A 16293-nucleotide genomic window follows, 5' to 3' on the forward strand; every position below is an offset into this window, starting at 1 on the left:
CTTCCGAGCCGCCGGACCGCGGTGCGAACCGACCCCTTCTGACCGCTCCCCAGCCCTCCGTATCGCTCGGGAGTTCGCCCGGCGGAACGCATATGCCGTTGCTCGCCTTATCCGGTGTATATCGATGATCACGGGGAGCATTCGCACGGTCGCACCCGAGCGGGAAGCCGACCCGGGCGAGACCGGCCGTCCATGACGGACCCCGGGGAGTCGGGACCGCTCGGAACCGGTCCCGTGGAGTCCGCCGACGGAGAGGGGGAGCCGGCGGGGGCGGCGTCCGGTTCCGGGAGCGCGGCCGCGGCGGGCGACCCCGAGACGCCGGCGGACGTCGCCGCGCTCGCGGACCGGATCGCCGACGAGGTCGAGGACGTCATCGTCGGCAAGCGCGACGCGGTCGAGCACGTCCTCGTCACGGTGCTGGCGCGCGGTCACCTCCTCGTCGAGGACGTTCCCGGCGTCGGGAAGACGACGCTCGCGAAGTCGGTCGCGCGCTCGATCGACGGCTCGTTCAAGCGCGTCCAGTTCACGCCGGACCTCCTCCCGTCCGACGTCACCGGCGTCAACGTGTTCAACCGCCGCACCGACGAGTTCGACTTCCAGCCCGGCCCGGTGTTCGCGAACGTCGTCCTCGGCGACGAGATCAACCGCGCGCCGCCGAAGACACAGTCGGCGCTGCTGGAGGCGATGGAGGAGAACCAGGTGACCACCGACGGGACCACCCGCGACCTGCCGGACCCGTTCTGCGTGATCGCGACCCAGAACGACGTCGAGCCCGGACAGACGTACGAACTGCCCGTCGCGGAGGTGGACCGCTTCACGAAGAAGATCCGGCTCGGCTACCCGGACACCGACGAGGAGACCGAAATTCTCGGACGACTCGCCGGCGACCACCCGATCGATTCGGTGGAGCCGGTCGCGACGGTCGCGGACGTGCGCCGCGCCCGATCGATCGTCGGCGAGATCGAGGCCTCGGAGGCGGTCAGGGAGTACGTCGCCCGCCTCGCGGTGTTCACCCGCCGGAACGCCGAACTCGGCGCGAGCCCCCGGGGAAGCCTCGCGCTGATCCGGGCGTCGCAGGCCCGCGCCGCGCTCGACGGCCGGGGGTACGTGATCCCCGACGACGTACAGGCCGAGGCACCGAGCGTGCTCTCGCACCGCGTCCGGACCGCGTCGGGCGGGACGGACGGCGCGGCGGTCGTCGACGACGCGCTCGACCGGGTCCGGGTGGAGTGATCCGACGGTGACGCCGACGCTCACGCGCCGGGGACGGGTCGCCGGCGTCGCGGGACTCCTCGCGGTCGCCAGCGCGCTCCTCGCCGGCGGTCGCGCGCTCGACGCGGTCGTGCTCCCGGTCGCGGTCGCGCTCGCCGCCGGCTACGTCCAGGTGTCGCGCGTCGACGTGCCCCCGGTGCGACACGTCGCGCCGCCGGACGGGTTCGTCGGCGAGACGCGGGACGTGCGGCTGGAGTTCGGCTCCGGGCCGACCGGGGACGGCGGCTCCTCGGTCCCCGGAACCGGCTCGTCGTCGTTCCTCGCCGACGTCGGCGTCCGCGTCGGCGAGGGACTTGACGGCCCGACGACGCCGATCCGGGCGTCAGTCGGCACGGAGCCGGTCTCGTACCGGGTGACGTACCGCCGGCGCGGCGAGCGGACCCTCGGCCCGATCGACCTCACCGTCACCGACGTGTTCGGGCTGTTCGAGCGCGACCTCGTCGTCGACGAGACCGCCGCGGTGACCGTCTACCCGCCGCGCGACCCGGTCCCAGCGCGGTTCCGCCGGGCGCTACACGCGGCCGACGCGGTCGACGTGAGCCGGGAGCGCGAGGAGTTCGACCGGCTCCGGGAGTACGCCCGCGGTGACGCGGTCCGCGACGTCCACTGGGCGACGACGGCCAAGCGCGACGAGATCGTCGTCAAGGAGTTCGCGGCCGAGACCGCCCGGAATCGGGTGACGATCGCGGGCGGGACGGCCGTCAGCGGCGGCGACGACGTCGCCGGGTTCGGGGCCGCCGCCCGCGGCGACGGCACGGGTGACGACCGCTCCCCGGGCGCGGCGGCGGCCGACGAGCTCGCGCGGGCGACCGTCAGCCTCGCGCTGGCGCTGCTCGACGACGGCGTCCCGGTCGAGGTGGAGCTGCCGGCCGGACGGGTGTCGGCGTCGCCGGGCGGCCGCGGGCGGCGCGCGGTGCTCGAACTCGCCGCGCGGACCGGCCCGGGACCGGTGCCCGAGGCGGACGCCGACGTGACGATCCTCGCCGACACGAGCGGGGCCCGGTTCCGGACCGACGACCGGTCCGTCTCCCTCGCCGACCTGCGGCGCGAGGCGGACGAGGGGCGCACCGCGACCGACGCCGCCGGGCGGAGTCGAACGGGCGCGGAGTCGGGGCGGCGGGAGGTGACGCCGACGTGAACCGCGGGTCGTCGGGCGGAGAGACCGGGCGCGGGGCCGCGACGGACGGCGGGACGACCCGGCTCGCGGCCGCGGCGGACGGCGGGGACCGGCGGTTCGCCGACCCGGCGGTCGTCGGGGTGGCCGTCGCCGCCGCGGCGTACCTCGCCGTGTTCTTCCAAGTGACGAACGTCGTCGGCGGGACGACGCGCGTCGCCGCCGCCGTCGCGGTCGCCGGAGTCGGGGGGATCGCGCTGGCGCGGGCGGTCCGCGAGCGGACCGCGCTGGCGCTCGCCCTCGCGGTCCTCGTGGTCGGGCTGTCCGGGTACCTCTTCGCGATCCCCGAGAGCCAGCGCGCGCTGTTCACCGTCCGGAGCGTCGCCTTGGACGTCCTCGCGCTGTCGACCGGCCTCTCCGTGCTGCGGCTGGCGCTCGCGGACGTCTGGGTGCTCGCCGTGGCACCGGTGCCGACGTTCCTCGTCGGCTACTTCGCCGGGCGGGGCCGCCACGTCGCGGCGGCGACCGCCGCCGGCGGGACCCTCGGGTTCCTCGTGCTCACCGGCGACGCCGGCAGGTGGGCGGCCGTCGCCGGCGTCGTCGGACTGGCGCTCGCCGTCGGCCTCTCGACGCTCTCGACGCCGAGCCGCCGCCGCGGCCACGCCGGCACGTTCGCGGTGGTGGTCGCGGCGATGGTCGTCGCGAGCGCGACGGTCACCGTGGTCCCGGCGGGCGGGGCGGAACCGCTGGGGATCGACCGCGGCACGGCGACGCTGGAGTCGAGCCTGAGCGGCGACGACGAGCTCGAAGTCGTCGGGACGACGCGGCTCTCCCCGGAGGTGCGGTACACGATCGAGAGCCCGGTCGAGCGGAACTGGCACACGGGCGCGTACGACACCTACACCGGCGACGGCTGGGTCAGGACCGGCGAGCGGTCCACGCTCGGCGGGTCGCTCTCGGCCCCGCCCGGCCCGACCGAGGCCGCGTCGGTGTCTATCACCGCGGAGACCGAGTCGACCGCGCTGCCGGCTCCGTGGAAGCCGGTGTCCGCGTCCGCCCCGGACGACGGGGCAGTCAGGATCGACGAGCGCGGCAGCCTCCGACTCGCAGAGCCGCTCGAACCGGGCGATCGGGCGACCGTGGAGAGCCGCGTGCTCGACGCCGACCCCGCCGACCTCCGGAACGCGAGCGACGACTACCCGGCGGCGATCGAGGAGCGGTACACGCAGCTGCCGGAGAGCACCCCCGACCGCGTGGCCGAGCGGACCGCGGAGATCACGGCGGCGGCGGACGCCGACTCGTCGTACGAGCGGGCGGCGGCGGTGGAGGCGTACCTGCGCTCGAAGTACGACTACTCGCTGACCGTCGAGCGGCCCGAGGGCGACGTCGCCGACGCGTTCCTCTTCGAGATGGACGCCGGCTACTGCGTGTACTTCGCGACCACGATGGCGGCGATGCTCCGGTCGCAGGGGATCCCGACCCGGTTCGAGAGCGGCTACACCTCGGGCCAGCGGGTCGGCGAGGACGAGTACGTCGTCCGCGGGCAGAACGCCCACGCGTGGGTGTCGATCTACGTCCCTGACCACGGCTGGGTGGCGTTCGACCCCACTCCGTCCGACCCCCGCGACGAGGCCCGGGACACCCGGCTCGCGGAGGCGCGCGCCGACGGCGCGGAGGACGTCGACACCGAGGCGTCCACGCCGAACCAGACCTTAGAGGCTGACACCGGGACGGTCCGGCCGGACGCGCTCGGCGGCGACGGCGGCGAGGATTCGACGTCAGACGCGGACGCGAACGGCTCGACCGACCCCGCGACGGGCGACGCGAACGGGACGAACGGCTCGGGGAACGCCTCGTCGGTCGACGTGTCGCGGCTCGAAGGCGCGGAGGCCGAGGGCATCCAACAGACCGGCGGGGGCGGCGGATCCGAAGGCGGCGGCGGACTCCTGCCGACGCCGAGCGCGGAGACCGCGATGTACTGGCTGCTCGTCGCCGCGCTCGCGGTCGCGGGCGCTCGGCGGACGGGCGTGACGGAGCGCGCGAGCCGCCGGATCGGGCCGGTCCTCCCGCGGCGGCGGCGCGACCCGGCCGCGGACGCCGAGCGCGCGTTCGCGGACCTCGAACGGCTGCTCGCCGGGCGGTACCGCGAGCGGCGACCGGGGGAGACGCCGCGGAGCTACGTCGACGCGGTCCGGACGCTCGGGGCGGACGAGCGCGTCGAGACCGTCGCTGCCGCCTACGAGCGCGCCGCGTACGCCGGGTCGGTGACCCGCGCCGAGGCCGACGAGGCCCGGCGGACGGTCCGGCGGCTCGCGCTCGAACGAGCGCCGCTCATCGGGCGGTTCGTCCGCTGATCGGGGGGCTTCCCGACACTATTTAATACGGGCGTCCTGTAGATTCGGGCTGTAATGTCGGAAGTCTGCTCGACGTGCGGACTGCCTCAGGAACTCTGCGTCTGCGAAGACGTCGCAAAGGAGTCCCAGCAGATCAGCATCCGCATCGACGAGCGCAGGTACGGTAAGGAGGTAACGGTCATCGAAGGCTTCGACCCGAAGGACGTGGACATGAGCTCCCTCTCGTCGGATCTCAAGTCGAAGTTCGCCTGCGGCGGCACCGTCGAGGACGGGGCCATCGAGCTTCAGGGGAACCACTCGGGTCGCGTGGAGGACTTCCTCCGCGACAAGGGCTTCAACGTCGCGTGACCGTCACCTGAGCGTTCGCCGTCGAGCGCCGTTTCACGAACCGCTATCACCGTCGTTTTTTCGTAGACCACGTCGGACAGCGACCGCTCCGTCGGACTCTCGCCGGAATCGTCGGTCTCACGCCGGAGTCACCGGTCGGGTCAGAACACGACCGCCGCCCGGCCGACGACGAACGCCGCCGCCGCGAGGAACGTGCCGTACTTGAACCGGCGCTGCGCGGCGGCGGGGTCGGCGAAGCCCTCGTAGGCCGCGTACAGCATGACCGCGTCGGCGACTGCGACGACCGCGAGGTACGCCGCGCCGAGCGTCCCGGAGAGGTACGGCAAGGGGCTGACGGCGACGGCGACCAGCAGGGCGGCCGCGCCGATCCACAGCGCGCGGCGCTCGCCGACCGCGATGGGGAGGGTGGTGAGCCCCTCCTCGCGGTCGCCAGCCACGTCTTCCACGTCTTTGATCACCTCGCGGGTGAACGTCGACAGCCCCGCGAGCGCGGCGAGGACGAGCACCGCTCGGGGGCTCCCGACCGCGGCCCCGCCGAAGAGGAACGTCGAGCCGACGAGGTAGGCGACCAGGGCGTTGCCGAGCCCGGGCGTCCCCTTGAACAGGCTCGTGTAGGTGACGAGGGCGACGAGGTTCACCGCGGCGATGCCGATCGAGAGCGGCGGGAGGGGGAGCGCGGCCGCGACCGCGACCGCGAACCAGACGACGGCGGTCGCGAGCGCCCCTCGCGCCGACACCGCGCCTCGGGGTATCGGGCGGTCCGGTCGGTTGACGGCGTCGATCTCGCGGTCGAAGTAGTCGTTGATCGCGTTGCCCGCGGCGACCGCGAAGACGGTCGTCGCGGCCGCGAGCGCCGTGGGCACGGCGGCACCGCTCGCGCCCGCGACGAACGCGCCGGTGGCCGTGAGCACCCCGGCTGCGACGCAGTTGCCGAGGCGCGCGAGTTCGACGACACCGCGGAGCGTGTCTCGCACGTCGTCCGCGTACTCCCGCCCGCGAGGAATAAACGGTGCGGGATCGGTCGGACGCGGCAGACGGTTCGGGATCGGTCGAACGCGGCAGGCGGAACTGCGCCGCCGCCTCGGATCCCGAACGTGTTCCCGCCGCCGTCGCCGTCGCTCGCCCGGTCTGCCACGAACGTTTATGGCGTGCGAAATGAAATGAGCGCGTATGGCTAAAGGCCTAGACGTCGGGACGATGAACATCCTCTCCGGACGACAGGAAGGGGCGGAGACGGTGTTCGTACAGCAGCGCAACTCGTTCGTCGAGATCGAGTACAGCGACATGGCCGAGCAGATGCTCTCCCGCAGCGAGGTCCTCCACATCCGGAAGGACGACAAGGTGTACGTCGTCGGCGACGACGCCCTCAACTTCGCGAACATCTTCAACAAGGAGACCCGCCGCCCGATGCAACACGGCATCCTCTCCAGCGAGGAGGCGTCGGCCATCCCGATGATCAAGCTCATCACCGAGCAGGTGGTCGGCGAGCCGTCGAAGCCGAACGAGCGGCTGTTCTACTCCAGCCCCGCGGACCCGATCGACTCCGGGCTGACGACGTTGTACCACGAGAAGACGCTCGAATCGATGCTCGGCGACATGGGGTACGACCCCGAGCCGATCAACGAGGGGATGGCGGTGATCTACTCCGAGCTCGCCGACAACAACTTCACCGGCCTCGGCATCTCGTTCGGCGCGGGGATGACGAACGTCTGTCTCGCCTACTACGCGGTGCCGGTGATGAAGTTCTCCATCGCCCGCGGGGGCGACTGGATCGACGAGCAGACTTCGCAGGCGACCGGCACCCCGGTCGACAAGGTGACGAGCATCAAGGAGGACGACTTCGAGCTCGACTTCCGCACCGACGTGGGCGGCGTCGAGGGCGCGCTCGCCATCTACTACGAGAACCTGCTCGACTACGTCATCGAGAACATCACCCGCGAGGTCGACGAGGAGGACGTCGAGGAGGGGCTCGACGTCCCCGTCGTCGTCACCGGCGGCACCTCCAGCCCGAACGGGTTCGAGGACCTGTTCGCCGACCACCTCGCGGACGCGAACATCCCGTTCTCGATCAGCGGCGTGCGCTCGGCCGACGAGCCGATGTACAGCGTCGCCAGCGGTGCCCTCGTCGCCGCGCGCTCCGAGGAGGGCGACACCGGCGGCGACGCCGGCGGGAGCGAGGAGCCGGCCGAGGAGGCCGCGCCCGAGTCCGAGGACTGAGGCGTCGGTACGGGCCCGAGGCGGACCGCCGCGCCGGATCGCGGGAATCCGCCGAAGAATAAAACCGACTCCGTTCGTACAGACTGACATGTCCGACGCCGCCGGGGCCGACGGTGACCGCCGGCTGCGGGTCGACCTCGATGTCGACCCCGCCGCCGAGGGCGGCTGTCCGATCGTCGCCGAGAGCGACGACGCCGCGGCGGTGACGGTCAACGCGGCCGGCGACGACTGCGTCGTCGACGTGACGACGCCGGACGGCGAGGTGCGCCGCGGGACCGGCGAGGTCGACGAGGGCTGCCTCTGTCACGCGTTCGGGCGGGTCGGCTGCGCGCCGCACTTCCGGCGCGTCGAGGACGGGACGGTACTCGTGACCGCGTACGTCGACGACCGGGACGCGGTCCGCGGGCTGGTCGAGGAGCTCCGCGGCGTCGTCGACCGCGTGCGGCTCGTCCGGCTCGCGGTCGTCGAGGGGCCGGACGCGACCGAGCAGGTCACCTTCGACCTCTCGTCGCTGACCCCGAAGCAGCGCCGCGGCCTCGAACTCGCGGTCGTCCGCGGCTACTTCGACGACGACCGGGACGTTCGCCTGCGCGAGCTGGCCGACGAGCTGGGGATCAGCAAGTCCGCGCTCTCACAGCGGCTCCGCACCGCGCAGGCGAAGCTGGTGACGGACGTCTTCGACGGCGGCGAGCGGTGAGCTGACGCCTTTTGAAACGGTACACAAGTGAAGCGAGAGGCGGAGGGGCCGGCGAGCCGTTCGCCCGGGCATGAGCGACGACGACCCGCCGGTCCCGGAGCCGGTCCGAGACGAGACCACCGTCGAACTCGTCCGCGACGCCATCGGCGTCGCCCGCGGCGAGGTGCCCGCCGAGCGGTTCTCGGCGAAGTACGGCACGGGTCGGGAGTCGGACGGCGACGGCGAGGAGTGAGTCGAAGCGGGGACCGGTCGTCTCGGAGGCGACTCAGTCGTCGGCGGGCGCGGAGCGGTTCGCGGCGTCGAGCCGCGCGAGCGCCGCCTCGCCGTCGCGCTCCGCCTCCGTGAGGTAGCACTTCGGGTCGGGCGCGAACGGGTCGCCGTGCGCCGAGAGCGCGCGGAGCCGCGAGCCGCCGCGGCAGATCGACCGGTACGCGCAGTCGGCACAGCGCCCGGAGAGGCGCTCCTCGCGCTCGCGGAGCCCCGAGAGGAGCGGGTTCGACTCGTCGGACCAGATCGCGCCGAACGACCGGTCGCGGACGTTGCCGGGCGAGTACCCCTGCCAGAACTGCGTGAGGTGGACGTTGCCGACGGGGTCGACGTCGGCGACGCGCTCGCCGGTCGGGTCGCCGCCGTTGCGTTCGAGGTAGCGGTAGATCAGCTCCGCGCGTTCGCTCCCCATCTCGCGGTCGGCGTACTCGACGAGGTGGCCCGCGTCGGCGTAGTTGCCGACGAGCAGCGTCTCAATCTCCTCGCCCGCCTCGTGGTACTCGCGCGTGAGGTCACAGAGGTCGGTGACCGCCTGTCGGGTGGCCTCCGGCGAGAGGTCCACGTCGGAGATGTCGGCCCCGCGGCCGCCGTAGTCGAGGTGGTAGAAGCAGAACCGGTCGACGCCGACGTCGGTGAGCAGGTCGACGACGCCCGCGAGGTCGTCGACGTTGTGCTCGGTGATCGTGTACCGCAGCCCCGTCTTGAGCCCGACGTCGAGACAGGCCTCGATCCCGCGGACCGCCGCGTCGAACGCCCCCTCCTCGCCGCGGATCCGGTCGTTTCGCTCTGGGAGCCCGTCGACGGAGACCCCGGCGTACTTGAGGCCCGCCTCCTTCAGTTCGCGGGCGCGCTCGCGGGTGAGGAGCGTCCCGTTCGTCGAGAGCACCGGGCGGACCCCGCTGTCGGCGGCGTACGCGACGAGTTCGGGGAGGTCCTCGCGGACGAGTGGTTCGCCGCCGGAGAACAGCAGGACGGGGACGCCGAACTCGGCGAGGTCGTCGATGAAGGCCTTCCCCTCCGCGGTCGACAGCTCGTTCGGCGCGCCATCGGCGTCGGCACCGGCGTAGCAGTGCTCGCAGTAGAGGTTACACCGCTTCGTCGTGTTCCAGACGACGACCGGTCGTTGTTGTTTGTCCTCCGTGATCTGCGGCTTCTTCGAGCCGTCGGCCGCGTCGTAGCGGAGCCCGTCGCTCTCGGCGTCGAGCCCGCACAGCAGCTTGCTGACGGAGATCATCGCGACCCCCCCGCGTCGTCGGCGTCGGCCGCGTCGGCCGCTGGCGCGCCGCCGCAGGAGGCGGTCGGCGTCCCCTCCGTCTCCTCGTAGACCCGCGGCTCGTCCGCGTCGTCGGAGGGTTCGGTCGCCGATTTCCCCTCCGCGAGCGAATCGGCGGAGTACCGGGACACCTCCGCGGCCGGACACACCCACACGTCGCGGGCGTACCACGCGAAGAGCTTGCTCGCCTCCTCGTGGGCGACATCGGGGGTCGGCGCGGCGACCGTGCCGACGTGGCGGAGGGGGTCCGACTCCTCCTCGCGGACGAACACCTCGAACCGGCGACCGTCGGCCGACCGCGGCCCGTTCGCGCCCTCGCTTCGACTCGTCTTTTCGACCATACCCCCCGTACGGACGGTTCCCCGAACGGAGTTTCGCGCGTTCTCACGGCCGCGAAATTCGCCCGAACAGGTTCGGGCGAACGCGAGCGGCGGCTGCTCGGCGGCGTGATCGGAAGGAATTCGGGGACCGCGATGGCGGCGATCCCGCGTGAGAACGGTCCGCTACCGGAGTGATAGAGAGCCGATCAGATGACGCGGTTCTGCAGGTAGTCGAGGTGTTTCGCGTTGTAGACGATCTTTACCTCGTCGGTGGCCGGGCTCCCGATACAGGTGAGCCGGACGTTCTTCTCCTCGACCTCCTCGTCGGAGAGGATCTGCTGCATGTCCATGTCGATGTCGCCCTGCTTGACGATGGACGCGCAGTTCGCACACGCACCGGCGCGGCACGAGAAGGGCCAGTCGTAGCCCTGCGCCTCGGCGGACTCCAGGATGTACTCGCCCTGGTTGACTTCGAGGGTACCGTAATCCTCCTCGTCGAGGCCGGCGTCGGCGGCCTCCTCGAAGAGGTCGTCGTCGTCCATCGACCAGCCGTGGTCGTCGAGCACTTCGTAGTTGAGGTATTCTACTGTGGGCATCATCTGCCGGTTTGGTGCCCACGTCATTAGGCTTTGCTGTTCCCCGTCCGTCGCCCCCCGCGAAAGGCCCCGCGTGGCCGAACACGTTCGACCGTTCTCGGGGGGTCCGGCGGTCGTCGAGGCGGATCGTGGCGGGTCGAGGCAGGTCGAGACGAGTGAGGCAGTTCGCGGCGGGTCGAGGCCGCACGATGGCTCGCGTCGGGCCGCGACCGAGCGCGTGACAGCTCGTTATCAGGACTGATACGGCGTGAGTAACAATAAATAGCGTACGGCGCTCACGTGGTACCGATGGAGGAGTCCGTCGTCGCCGACTTCGTCGGCCGCGTTCACGCGGCGAGCCTACAGACCGACGAGCCGGCGACCGGTCGCGTGCTCCTGAGCCAGCGTCGGCTAGTCCTCGCGACGGACGACGGCAAGGAGACGATCCCGATATCGAAGGTGTTCGATGTCGTCGTCGGCAACGTCCCCGGCGACCTACGGTCGTTCTTCAACGACAGCGTCACCGTCGCCTACGAGCGCGACGGGACGCGGCGGTCGGCGCTCGTGGAGGGCGAGCCGGAGGACATGGACCGGTTCGTCAGGCTGCTGTTCAAGGTGCTGTTGCGGAACGTCGCCGTCACGGTGCGACACCCGGCGAAGGTCGGCGGCCGCGTCACGGACGCGAGCGACCACCGCGCCTCGGTGACGGTGTCGCCGGGCGAGATACGGTTCGGCGACTGCCCCGAGCCGTTCACGGTCGACCTCTCCGCGGTGATCGACTACGAGCGCACCGACCGGACCCTCGGCGGGAAGAAGCGTCCCGCGCTGGTCTTCCGCCACGTCGACGCCGACGACCGGACGGTCACGTCGATCGCGACCGTGCCGAACAAGCGGGCGCTCAACATCCTCGGCCGGTACATCAAGATCGAGTACGACGAGGCGATGGAGGACCTCGACTCGTTCGACCCGACCGAGGAACAGATGGAGATCCTCGTCTCCATCTACTCCGCCGGCGGCGAAGCGAACATCGCCGACGTGGTCACCGGCGACGTCACCCAGACGTCGATGATCCTCGACACGCTGCGGGAGGCCGGCCTCGTCGCCGACGGCGAGAGCGGGGCGGCGCTCACCCGCAAGGGCCAGATGATCGTGAGCTCCTACCTCGAATCGGTCAACGCGTAGGTCGGGCGGCCGACGCGCGGTGGCCGGGAATCGGCCCGCGTCACGACCGACCGGCTCCGCGCCTTCGGGAGCCCGTCCGGGTCGGCCCGCGCGGGGGAAGCTTCATGCCTGTGTAACCGTAGGTATCTCTCATGTCAAACGGTGACCACCGCGGCGGCGAGACGCCGCTCGACGCCGTGGTCCGCGAACGAGGAATCGGCTCGCCCGCGGGGGCGGGGGACTCCGGGGGTGAGACGGCGAGCGGCGTCGCCAAGTCGGGGCCGCGGACGGCGCGCGTCCCGGAGGCTCACGACCACGACACGTTCTCCGTCGACGGGATCGACACCGACCGCCGGGAGGGGCTGTTAGAGGCGGTCCTCCGCGACGTCGACGGCGTCAGCGACGCGTCGGCGACGCGGCGCAACGGGACGGTGGGGGTCCACCACGACCCGTCGCTGTCCCGCGGCGCGCTCCGCGATCTGTTGGAGGAGTGCGGGCTGGTCGTCGCGTCCGGCGACGACGCCTTCGAGGCGCGGCGCGCCTCGCAGTTCGCGTCCGCCCGCGTCGCGGTCGCGGTCCTGTTCGGCCTGATGGTCGCGACGCCGTACATCGCGGTGCTGTACCCGACGCGCGTCGAGTGGCTGTTCTACGACCCCGTGACGGTCCAGTACCTCCAGTCGATCCTCGACTCGCGGATGGCGACGCACTTCTTCGTGAACCTCGGCGCGCTCTCCGGGATCGCGTTCCTCGTCGCCTGCGGGCCGATCATCCGCCGCGCGGCCGCGGCGACGCGCGACGGCCGGTTCGCCAACGAGACCGCGTTCGTCGGCGGCGTCGTCGCCCTCTACGGCTACAGCACGCTGTCCGCGTTCACCGGGCTCGGCGGCGCGGTACACTACGACCTGGTCGCGTACGCGGTCGTCGTCGCGACCCTGTGGACGCAGTTCGGCGTCACGGACACCGCGGTCGACCCCGCGACGAGCGACGAGACCGCGGCGGAGGAGGCTCCGAACGGCGAGCCCGACGAGCCGGTCGCGATGACCGACGGCGGCCGCTGACGCGGGGTTCGAGCCAGCACCGACCGCGGCGCAACACCGCGGTTTCTCGCTGTCCGTCCTTTCTGTCCGACCGAGTCGAGAGGCGGCTGGCGACTACTCTGCGGTCTGTTCGCTGCCCGCCACGGGCGTCTCGTTCTCGTCGACGGCGACGACGCCCTCGATAGAGACCTCGTCGCCGACGGCGAGGGCGTCGCCCCACGAGCGCTCCTCGACGACGGTGTTGACCATCAGCCGGAAGTCGTGGTCGAAGCGGTCGCTCTCGGTCCACTCCGGGAGCGTCTCGCGGCGGCGGCGGATGAACGTCTCGCGGAACCCCTCGATTGCGACGCCCGTGTCCGGGTCGCGGGAGGGGACGGCGCAGCGCTGACACGGGTTGACGCCGACCAGTTCGGTGTCGCCGACCGCGACGCGGACCCCCTCGCCGTGGTCGGCGAACAGCCGGTCCTCGAAGAACGCCGGGCAGTCGTCCAACACGACGTTCGGGCGGAGTCGCCGCCGCATCTCCGTCGCGTCCGCGACCGCGTCGAACCACGACGCGACGGTCTCCAGCGTCGCCCGCGAGACGACCGTCGGGCCGTGCGCGGCGCGGTCGTCGGGGAACCCGCCCGCGGGGTCGCGGACGAGATCAACGTCGTACCCGAGGTACTCGCCCACCCAGTCGGCGAGCGCGTCGCCCTCGTCGGGGAGCGCGAAGGTCCGCTCGTCCGCGGGGGCGCGGTCCGTCTCCGGCCGCGAGAGCGTCACCGCCGTCGGCGTGGCGTCCGTCGGTCTCGCGAGGTCGTACTCGGCGCGGAGCCCGTGGACGGCCGGTTCGCTCTTCCCGTTCACGTAGCCGCCGCCACCGCCCACGGAGGCCGTCTCGGGGTCGACGCCGGCCTCGACGAGGGCGTACGAGCGGTCGCCGCGGAGCGCGCCCTCGGGACCGATCGCGGCGCGGTCGACGGCGACGCCGTCACAGGACTTCAGCGGGTAGGCGACGAGTTCGGCGACGCGTGTCATGGCGGGCGTTCGTCGGGGCGGACAAAAAGCGATCGGCCGTCTCAGAACACTCCGGCGACGAACCCGAGTCCCATGACGACGAGGACCCCCGCGGAGAACGCCGGGAGGTACGGGACGTACCGCTCGACGCGTTCCCGGGACCGGTGATAGCCCGCGACCAGAAGCATCGTCAGTCCGACGATGCCGGCGATCACCGTGAGCGCGTAGGCGCTCATCAGTTCGAGACAGCGGTTGGAGCCGGCACAGAGCGCGATGATCTCGAACTCCTCCTCGTGGGCGAACCCGAGGACGAACGCGAACCACGCGATGCCGAGGAGGCCCCTGTCGGCGCTCTCCTCGAAGCCGTCGTGCGAGTGGCCGCCGCCGAACGGGAGGAACCCTCGCAGCCGAGAGCCGAGTCCGCCGTCGCCGTGGTCGTCGGACTCGTCGTGGCTGTGGTCGTGGCTGTGGTCGTGGCTGTGATCGTGCGTGTTGTGGCTGTGATCGTGCGTGTCGTCACCGCCTTCGTGGCTGTGGTCGTGGTCGTCGCGCGCGCCGCCGGTGTCACCGTGGCTGTGCCCGTGGACGTACTCGCGGACTCCGAGGCCGATGAGCAAGACGCCGGCGACGAGGCTGACTGGACCGCCGACCCGGACGCCGCCGAGTACCGTGATCGGCTCGTTGACCTGCGTGAGATCGAAGTACCCCTTCGCGTAGAAGAACGCGCCCACCATCGCGACGCTGCTGACGAGGTGCCCGACGCCGATGATGAGACTCGCCGCGAGCCCGTACGCCCACTTGTTTGTCTGGTCGAGCGCGTACGAGGCCGCGACCGGCCAGCCGTGGCCCGGTTCGATCCCGTGGACCGCGCCGAGGAGGACCGCACCCGCGAGCGGTCCGAGCAGTTCGCCCGAGAGCATCGTTCGTGTGGGACTCGAAAACGACCGCGTTTAGGGGTTGTTACTACCGGACCGGGGGGATCGTCATAACGAGGTTCTTGTGGCCGCGGCGCTCACCACGAGAGCGTGCGAACGAGCTTCAACATCCCGGACGAGGTGGTCGCGGAGTTCGACCGGGTGTGGCGCGAGGAGGGGATCGAGAATCGGTCGCGGGCGGTCCGGGAGGCGATGTCGGAGTACATCGAGTCGCACTCCCGGCTCGAATCGACGACCGGCGAGGTCGTCGCGCTCGTCGGGTTCGACTACCGCCACCACGACGTCATCCGGGAGCTCCACGGCGTCCAACACGCGTATCAGGACGTGATCCTCAACACGAGCCACACCCACCAGGGCGAGTGGTGTCTCGAATCGCTGTTCTGCCGGGGAGACGCCGAACGCGTCCGCGAACTGATCTACCGGCTCCGCGACTTCGACGGCGTCCGGCGGGTGAAGGTGATGATGATCCGGGACGGCGACGAGTAGGTGGCCGGACGCTCGGCGTCGGCTACCGGCTCTCCCGCTGCTCCACTTTGTTCAATTCGATCAGCAGCCGGAAGATCGCCTTCACGAGGTTCGCGTCTACGTCGAACTGCTCGGCGTTCTCGCCCGCGCGCTCCATCACGCGTTCCTCTTGCCCCTCGTCGGTGGTCGGCAGGTCGCGCTCGTCTTTCACGGCCGCGACCGTGTCGGCGACGTAGGTCCGGCGGGCGATCAGTTCTACGATCTCGCGGTCGATGTCCTCGATCTCGCGGCGCAGTTCCTCTAGGCTCATCTCCTCGGGGTTTGGTGTCTCGCTCATTGGTGGGTCACTCGACGGCCGCGCCGTCGTTTCTCGTCGTCGTTCGCCGCAGCGTTCCGGGGCGGTTGCGCCACGCGTCGGCGACCGCGTCGAGGTCGGTGTCGGGGTCGTCGGGATCCGCGACGGCGACGACGCTCGGCCCCGTTCCGGACAGCGACACCGCCGTCGCGTGGGGCATCGCCTCGACCGCGGGGTCGGCGTCGAAGCCGAGCGCCGCCGAGAAGGCCAGCCCGTTCACCGTCATCGCCTCGCCGTACCGGCCGTCGAGCGCGAGGTCGGCGACGAGGTCGGCCATCGGGGCCACCGCCTCGCAGCGCGCCACGTCGGCGTCCGCGCTGTAGGCCCGCTCCGGCGGGGTCCAGACCAGCGCGTCCCAGTCGACGGGCTCGCGGACGCGCAGTTCGTCGGCGTCGTTGTCGGTGACGGTGACGCCGCCGAGCATCGACGCCGTCGCGTCGTCGAACGCGCCGGTGACGGTGACGCCCGCCTCGCGGGCCGCGCGCACGCCGAGCCGGCACCCCTCCAGTCGGGTCACGTCGACCGCGGGGTCGTCCGGGTCGTCGCCGACCGCGAGCCCGAGCGCGTCGCAGGTCGCGAGGACGGTCGCGTTGGCGGCCGCGCTGGAGCTCTTGAGGCCGGCCGCGAGGGGCACGTCGCTGTCGGTGCGGACCGTCCCGCCCTCGCCGTCGCCCCAGCGCTCGGTCGCGAGCGCGACGCAGCGCTCGATCAGGTCGGTGTCGGCGTCGGCGTCCTCGGCGATCGCTCCCTCGACGCGCTCGGCCGCGGGGTCGAGTTCGACGGTCGCGCGCGTCTCGACGTCGATCCCGAACGCCGCGCCCGTGCCGGTCGCGAGCGCGTTCAACACGGTCCCGGCACCGAGCGCCGCCGCCCGTCCCTCCATGGATCCACGGCTCGCGAGCGC

18 protein-coding genes are annotated in these 16293 nt (G+C 71.8%); 10 read left to right on the forward strand and 8 right to left on the reverse strand.

The window, feature by feature from the left end:
- Nucleotides 1-192: 192 nt before the first annotated feature.
- The 4 genes from NAF06_RS10900 to yciH are packed head-to-tail and all read left to right on the forward strand — an operon-like array spanning nucleotide 193 to nucleotide 5088.
- Nucleotides 193-1233 carry an AAA family ATPase gene (locus tag NAF06_RS10900; RefSeq protein ID WP_008583305.1) on the forward strand — a complete coding sequence of 347 codons (1041 nt, stop codon included), beginning with the start codon at nucleotides 193-195 and terminating at the stop codon, nucleotides 1231-1233.
- 7 nt (nucleotides 1234-1240) lie between these two features.
- The gene (locus tag NAF06_RS10905; protein WP_008583304.1) at nucleotides 1241-2410 is read left to right on the forward strand and encodes a DUF58 domain-containing protein; all 1170 of its coding nucleotides are present in this window, start codon (nucleotides 1241-1243) and stop codon (nucleotides 2408-2410) included.
- A complete protein-coding gene (locus NAF06_RS10910) occupies nucleotides 2407-4740 on the forward strand; it encodes a transglutaminase TgpA family protein (protein WP_008583302.1) in 2334 nt (777 codons plus the stop codon). The genes NAF06_RS10905 and NAF06_RS10910 overlap by 4 nt, the downstream gene beginning before the upstream one ends.
- A 54-nt stretch (nucleotides 4741-4794) precedes the next feature.
- Entirely contained in the window at nucleotides 4795-5088 is a 294-nt protein-coding gene (yciH, locus tag NAF06_RS10915) for a stress response translation initiation inhibitor YciH (protein ID WP_004046732.1), read from the forward strand.
- A gap of 140 nt (nucleotides 5089-5228) precedes the next feature.
- On the opposite strand, the gene NAF06_RS10920 is transcribed toward yciH, so the two are convergent.
- Nucleotides 5229-6062, reverse strand: a complete 834-nt coding sequence (locus tag NAF06_RS10920; protein ID WP_008583297.1) for a geranylgeranylglycerol-phosphate geranylgeranyltransferase — start codon at nucleotides 6060-6062, stop codon at nucleotides 5229-5231.
- Between the two features lie 196 nt (nucleotides 6063-6258).
- Here NAF06_RS10920 and NAF06_RS10925 point away from each other — a divergent pair, with 196 nt between their 5' ends.
- The 3 genes from NAF06_RS10925 to NAF06_RS10935 all read left to right on the forward strand — a co-directional run bounded on the left by NAF06_RS10925 (nucleotide 6259) and on the right by NAF06_RS10935 (nucleotide 8234).
- A complete protein-coding gene (locus NAF06_RS10925) occupies nucleotides 6259-7305 on the forward strand; it encodes a disk-shape morphogenesis protein volactin (protein WP_006628213.1) in 1047 nt (348 codons plus the stop codon).
- 88 nt (nucleotides 7306-7393) lie between these two features.
- A complete protein-coding gene (locus tag NAF06_RS10930) occupies nucleotides 7394-8002 on the forward strand; it encodes a helix-turn-helix domain-containing protein (RefSeq protein ID WP_008583293.1) in 609 nt (202 codons plus the stop codon).
- A gap of 70 nt (nucleotides 8003-8072) precedes the next feature.
- Nucleotides 8073-8234: a hypothetical protein gene (locus NAF06_RS10935; RefSeq protein ID WP_160162870.1), complete on the forward strand. Its 162-nt coding sequence runs from the start codon at nucleotides 8073-8075 to the stop codon at nucleotides 8232-8234.
- A gap of 33 nt (nucleotides 8235-8267) precedes the next feature.
- Here the strand turns inward: NAF06_RS10935 and NAF06_RS10940 are convergent, their stop codons facing one another.
- The 3 genes from NAF06_RS10940 to fer form a co-directional block, all read right to left on the reverse strand.
- On the reverse strand, nucleotides 8268-9503 hold the full coding sequence (locus tag NAF06_RS10940; protein WP_008583291.1) for a TIGR04347 family pseudo-SAM/SPASM protein: 1236 nt from the start codon (nucleotides 9501-9503) through the stop codon (nucleotides 8268-8270).
- Nucleotides 9500-9883 (reverse strand): Htur_1727 family rSAM-partnered candidate RiPP, encoded by a 384-nt coding sequence (locus NAF06_RS10945; protein ID WP_008583288.1) that lies wholly within the window; start codon nucleotides 9881-9883, stop codon nucleotides 9500-9502. The genes NAF06_RS10940 and NAF06_RS10945 overlap by 4 nt, the downstream gene beginning before the upstream one ends.
- 185 nt (nucleotides 9884-10068) lie before the next feature.
- Nucleotides 10069-10458, reverse strand: coding sequence for a ferredoxin Fer (gene fer, locus NAF06_RS10950; RefSeq protein WP_008583285.1), 390 nt, complete (start codon nucleotides 10456-10458; stop codon nucleotides 10069-10071).
- Nucleotides 10459-10746: 288 nt separating this feature from the next.
- On the opposite strand from fer, the gene NAF06_RS10955 reads away from it, so the two are divergent.
- The gene (locus tag NAF06_RS10955) at nucleotides 10747-11619 is read left to right on the forward strand and encodes a CheF family chemotaxis protein (protein WP_008583283.1); all 873 of its coding nucleotides are present in this window, start codon (nucleotides 10747-10749) and stop codon (nucleotides 11617-11619) included.
- A 131-nt stretch (nucleotides 11620-11750) separates the two neighbouring features.
- A complete protein-coding gene (locus tag NAF06_RS10960; RefSeq protein ID WP_008583280.1) occupies nucleotides 11751-12656 on the forward strand; it encodes a hypothetical protein in 906 nt (301 codons plus the stop codon).
- A gap of 93 nt (nucleotides 12657-12749) precedes the next feature.
- Here the strand turns inward: NAF06_RS10960 and NAF06_RS10965 are convergent, their stop codons facing one another.
- Together NAF06_RS10965 and NAF06_RS10970 are read right to left on the reverse strand one after the other, a co-directional pair.
- Nucleotides 12750-13655: an MOSC domain-containing protein gene (locus NAF06_RS10965; protein ID WP_008583278.1), complete on the reverse strand. Its 906-nt coding sequence runs from the start codon at nucleotides 13653-13655 to the stop codon at nucleotides 12750-12752.
- Nucleotides 13656-13696: 41 nt separating this feature from the next.
- Nucleotides 13697-14554 (reverse strand): urease accessory protein UreE, encoded by an 858-nt coding sequence (locus tag NAF06_RS10970; protein ID WP_008583275.1) that lies wholly within the window; start codon nucleotides 14552-14554, stop codon nucleotides 13697-13699.
- A 105-nt stretch (nucleotides 14555-14659) separates the two neighbouring features.
- Between NAF06_RS10970 and NAF06_RS10975 the strand changes: the two genes are divergently transcribed.
- Nucleotides 14660-15055: a CopG family ribbon-helix-helix protein gene (locus NAF06_RS10975; RefSeq protein WP_008583273.1), complete on the forward strand. Its 396-nt coding sequence runs from the start codon at nucleotides 14660-14662 to the stop codon at nucleotides 15053-15055.
- A gap of 22 nt (nucleotides 15056-15077) precedes the next feature.
- Here the strand turns inward: NAF06_RS10975 and NAF06_RS10980 are convergent, their stop codons facing one another.
- Both NAF06_RS10980 and NAF06_RS10985 read right to left on the reverse strand, forming a co-directional pair.
- Nucleotides 15078-15371 carry a chorismate mutase gene (locus tag NAF06_RS10980; RefSeq protein ID WP_008583270.1) on the reverse strand — a complete coding sequence of 98 codons (294 nt, stop codon included), beginning with the start codon at nucleotides 15369-15371 and terminating at the stop codon, nucleotides 15078-15080.
- A 7-nt stretch (nucleotides 15372-15378) separates the two neighbouring features.
- Nucleotides 15379-16272: a shikimate kinase gene (locus tag NAF06_RS10985; protein ID WP_008583268.1), complete on the reverse strand. Its 894-nt coding sequence runs from the start codon at nucleotides 16270-16272 to the stop codon at nucleotides 15379-15381.
- Nucleotides 16273-16293 lie beyond the last annotated feature (21 nt).

It is taken from the genome of Halorubrum hochsteinianum (assembly GCF_023702125.1).
In the GTDB taxonomy this organism is placed as follows: Archaea; Halobacteriota; Halobacteria; order Halobacteriales; family Haloferacaceae; genus Halorubrum; species Halorubrum hochsteinianum.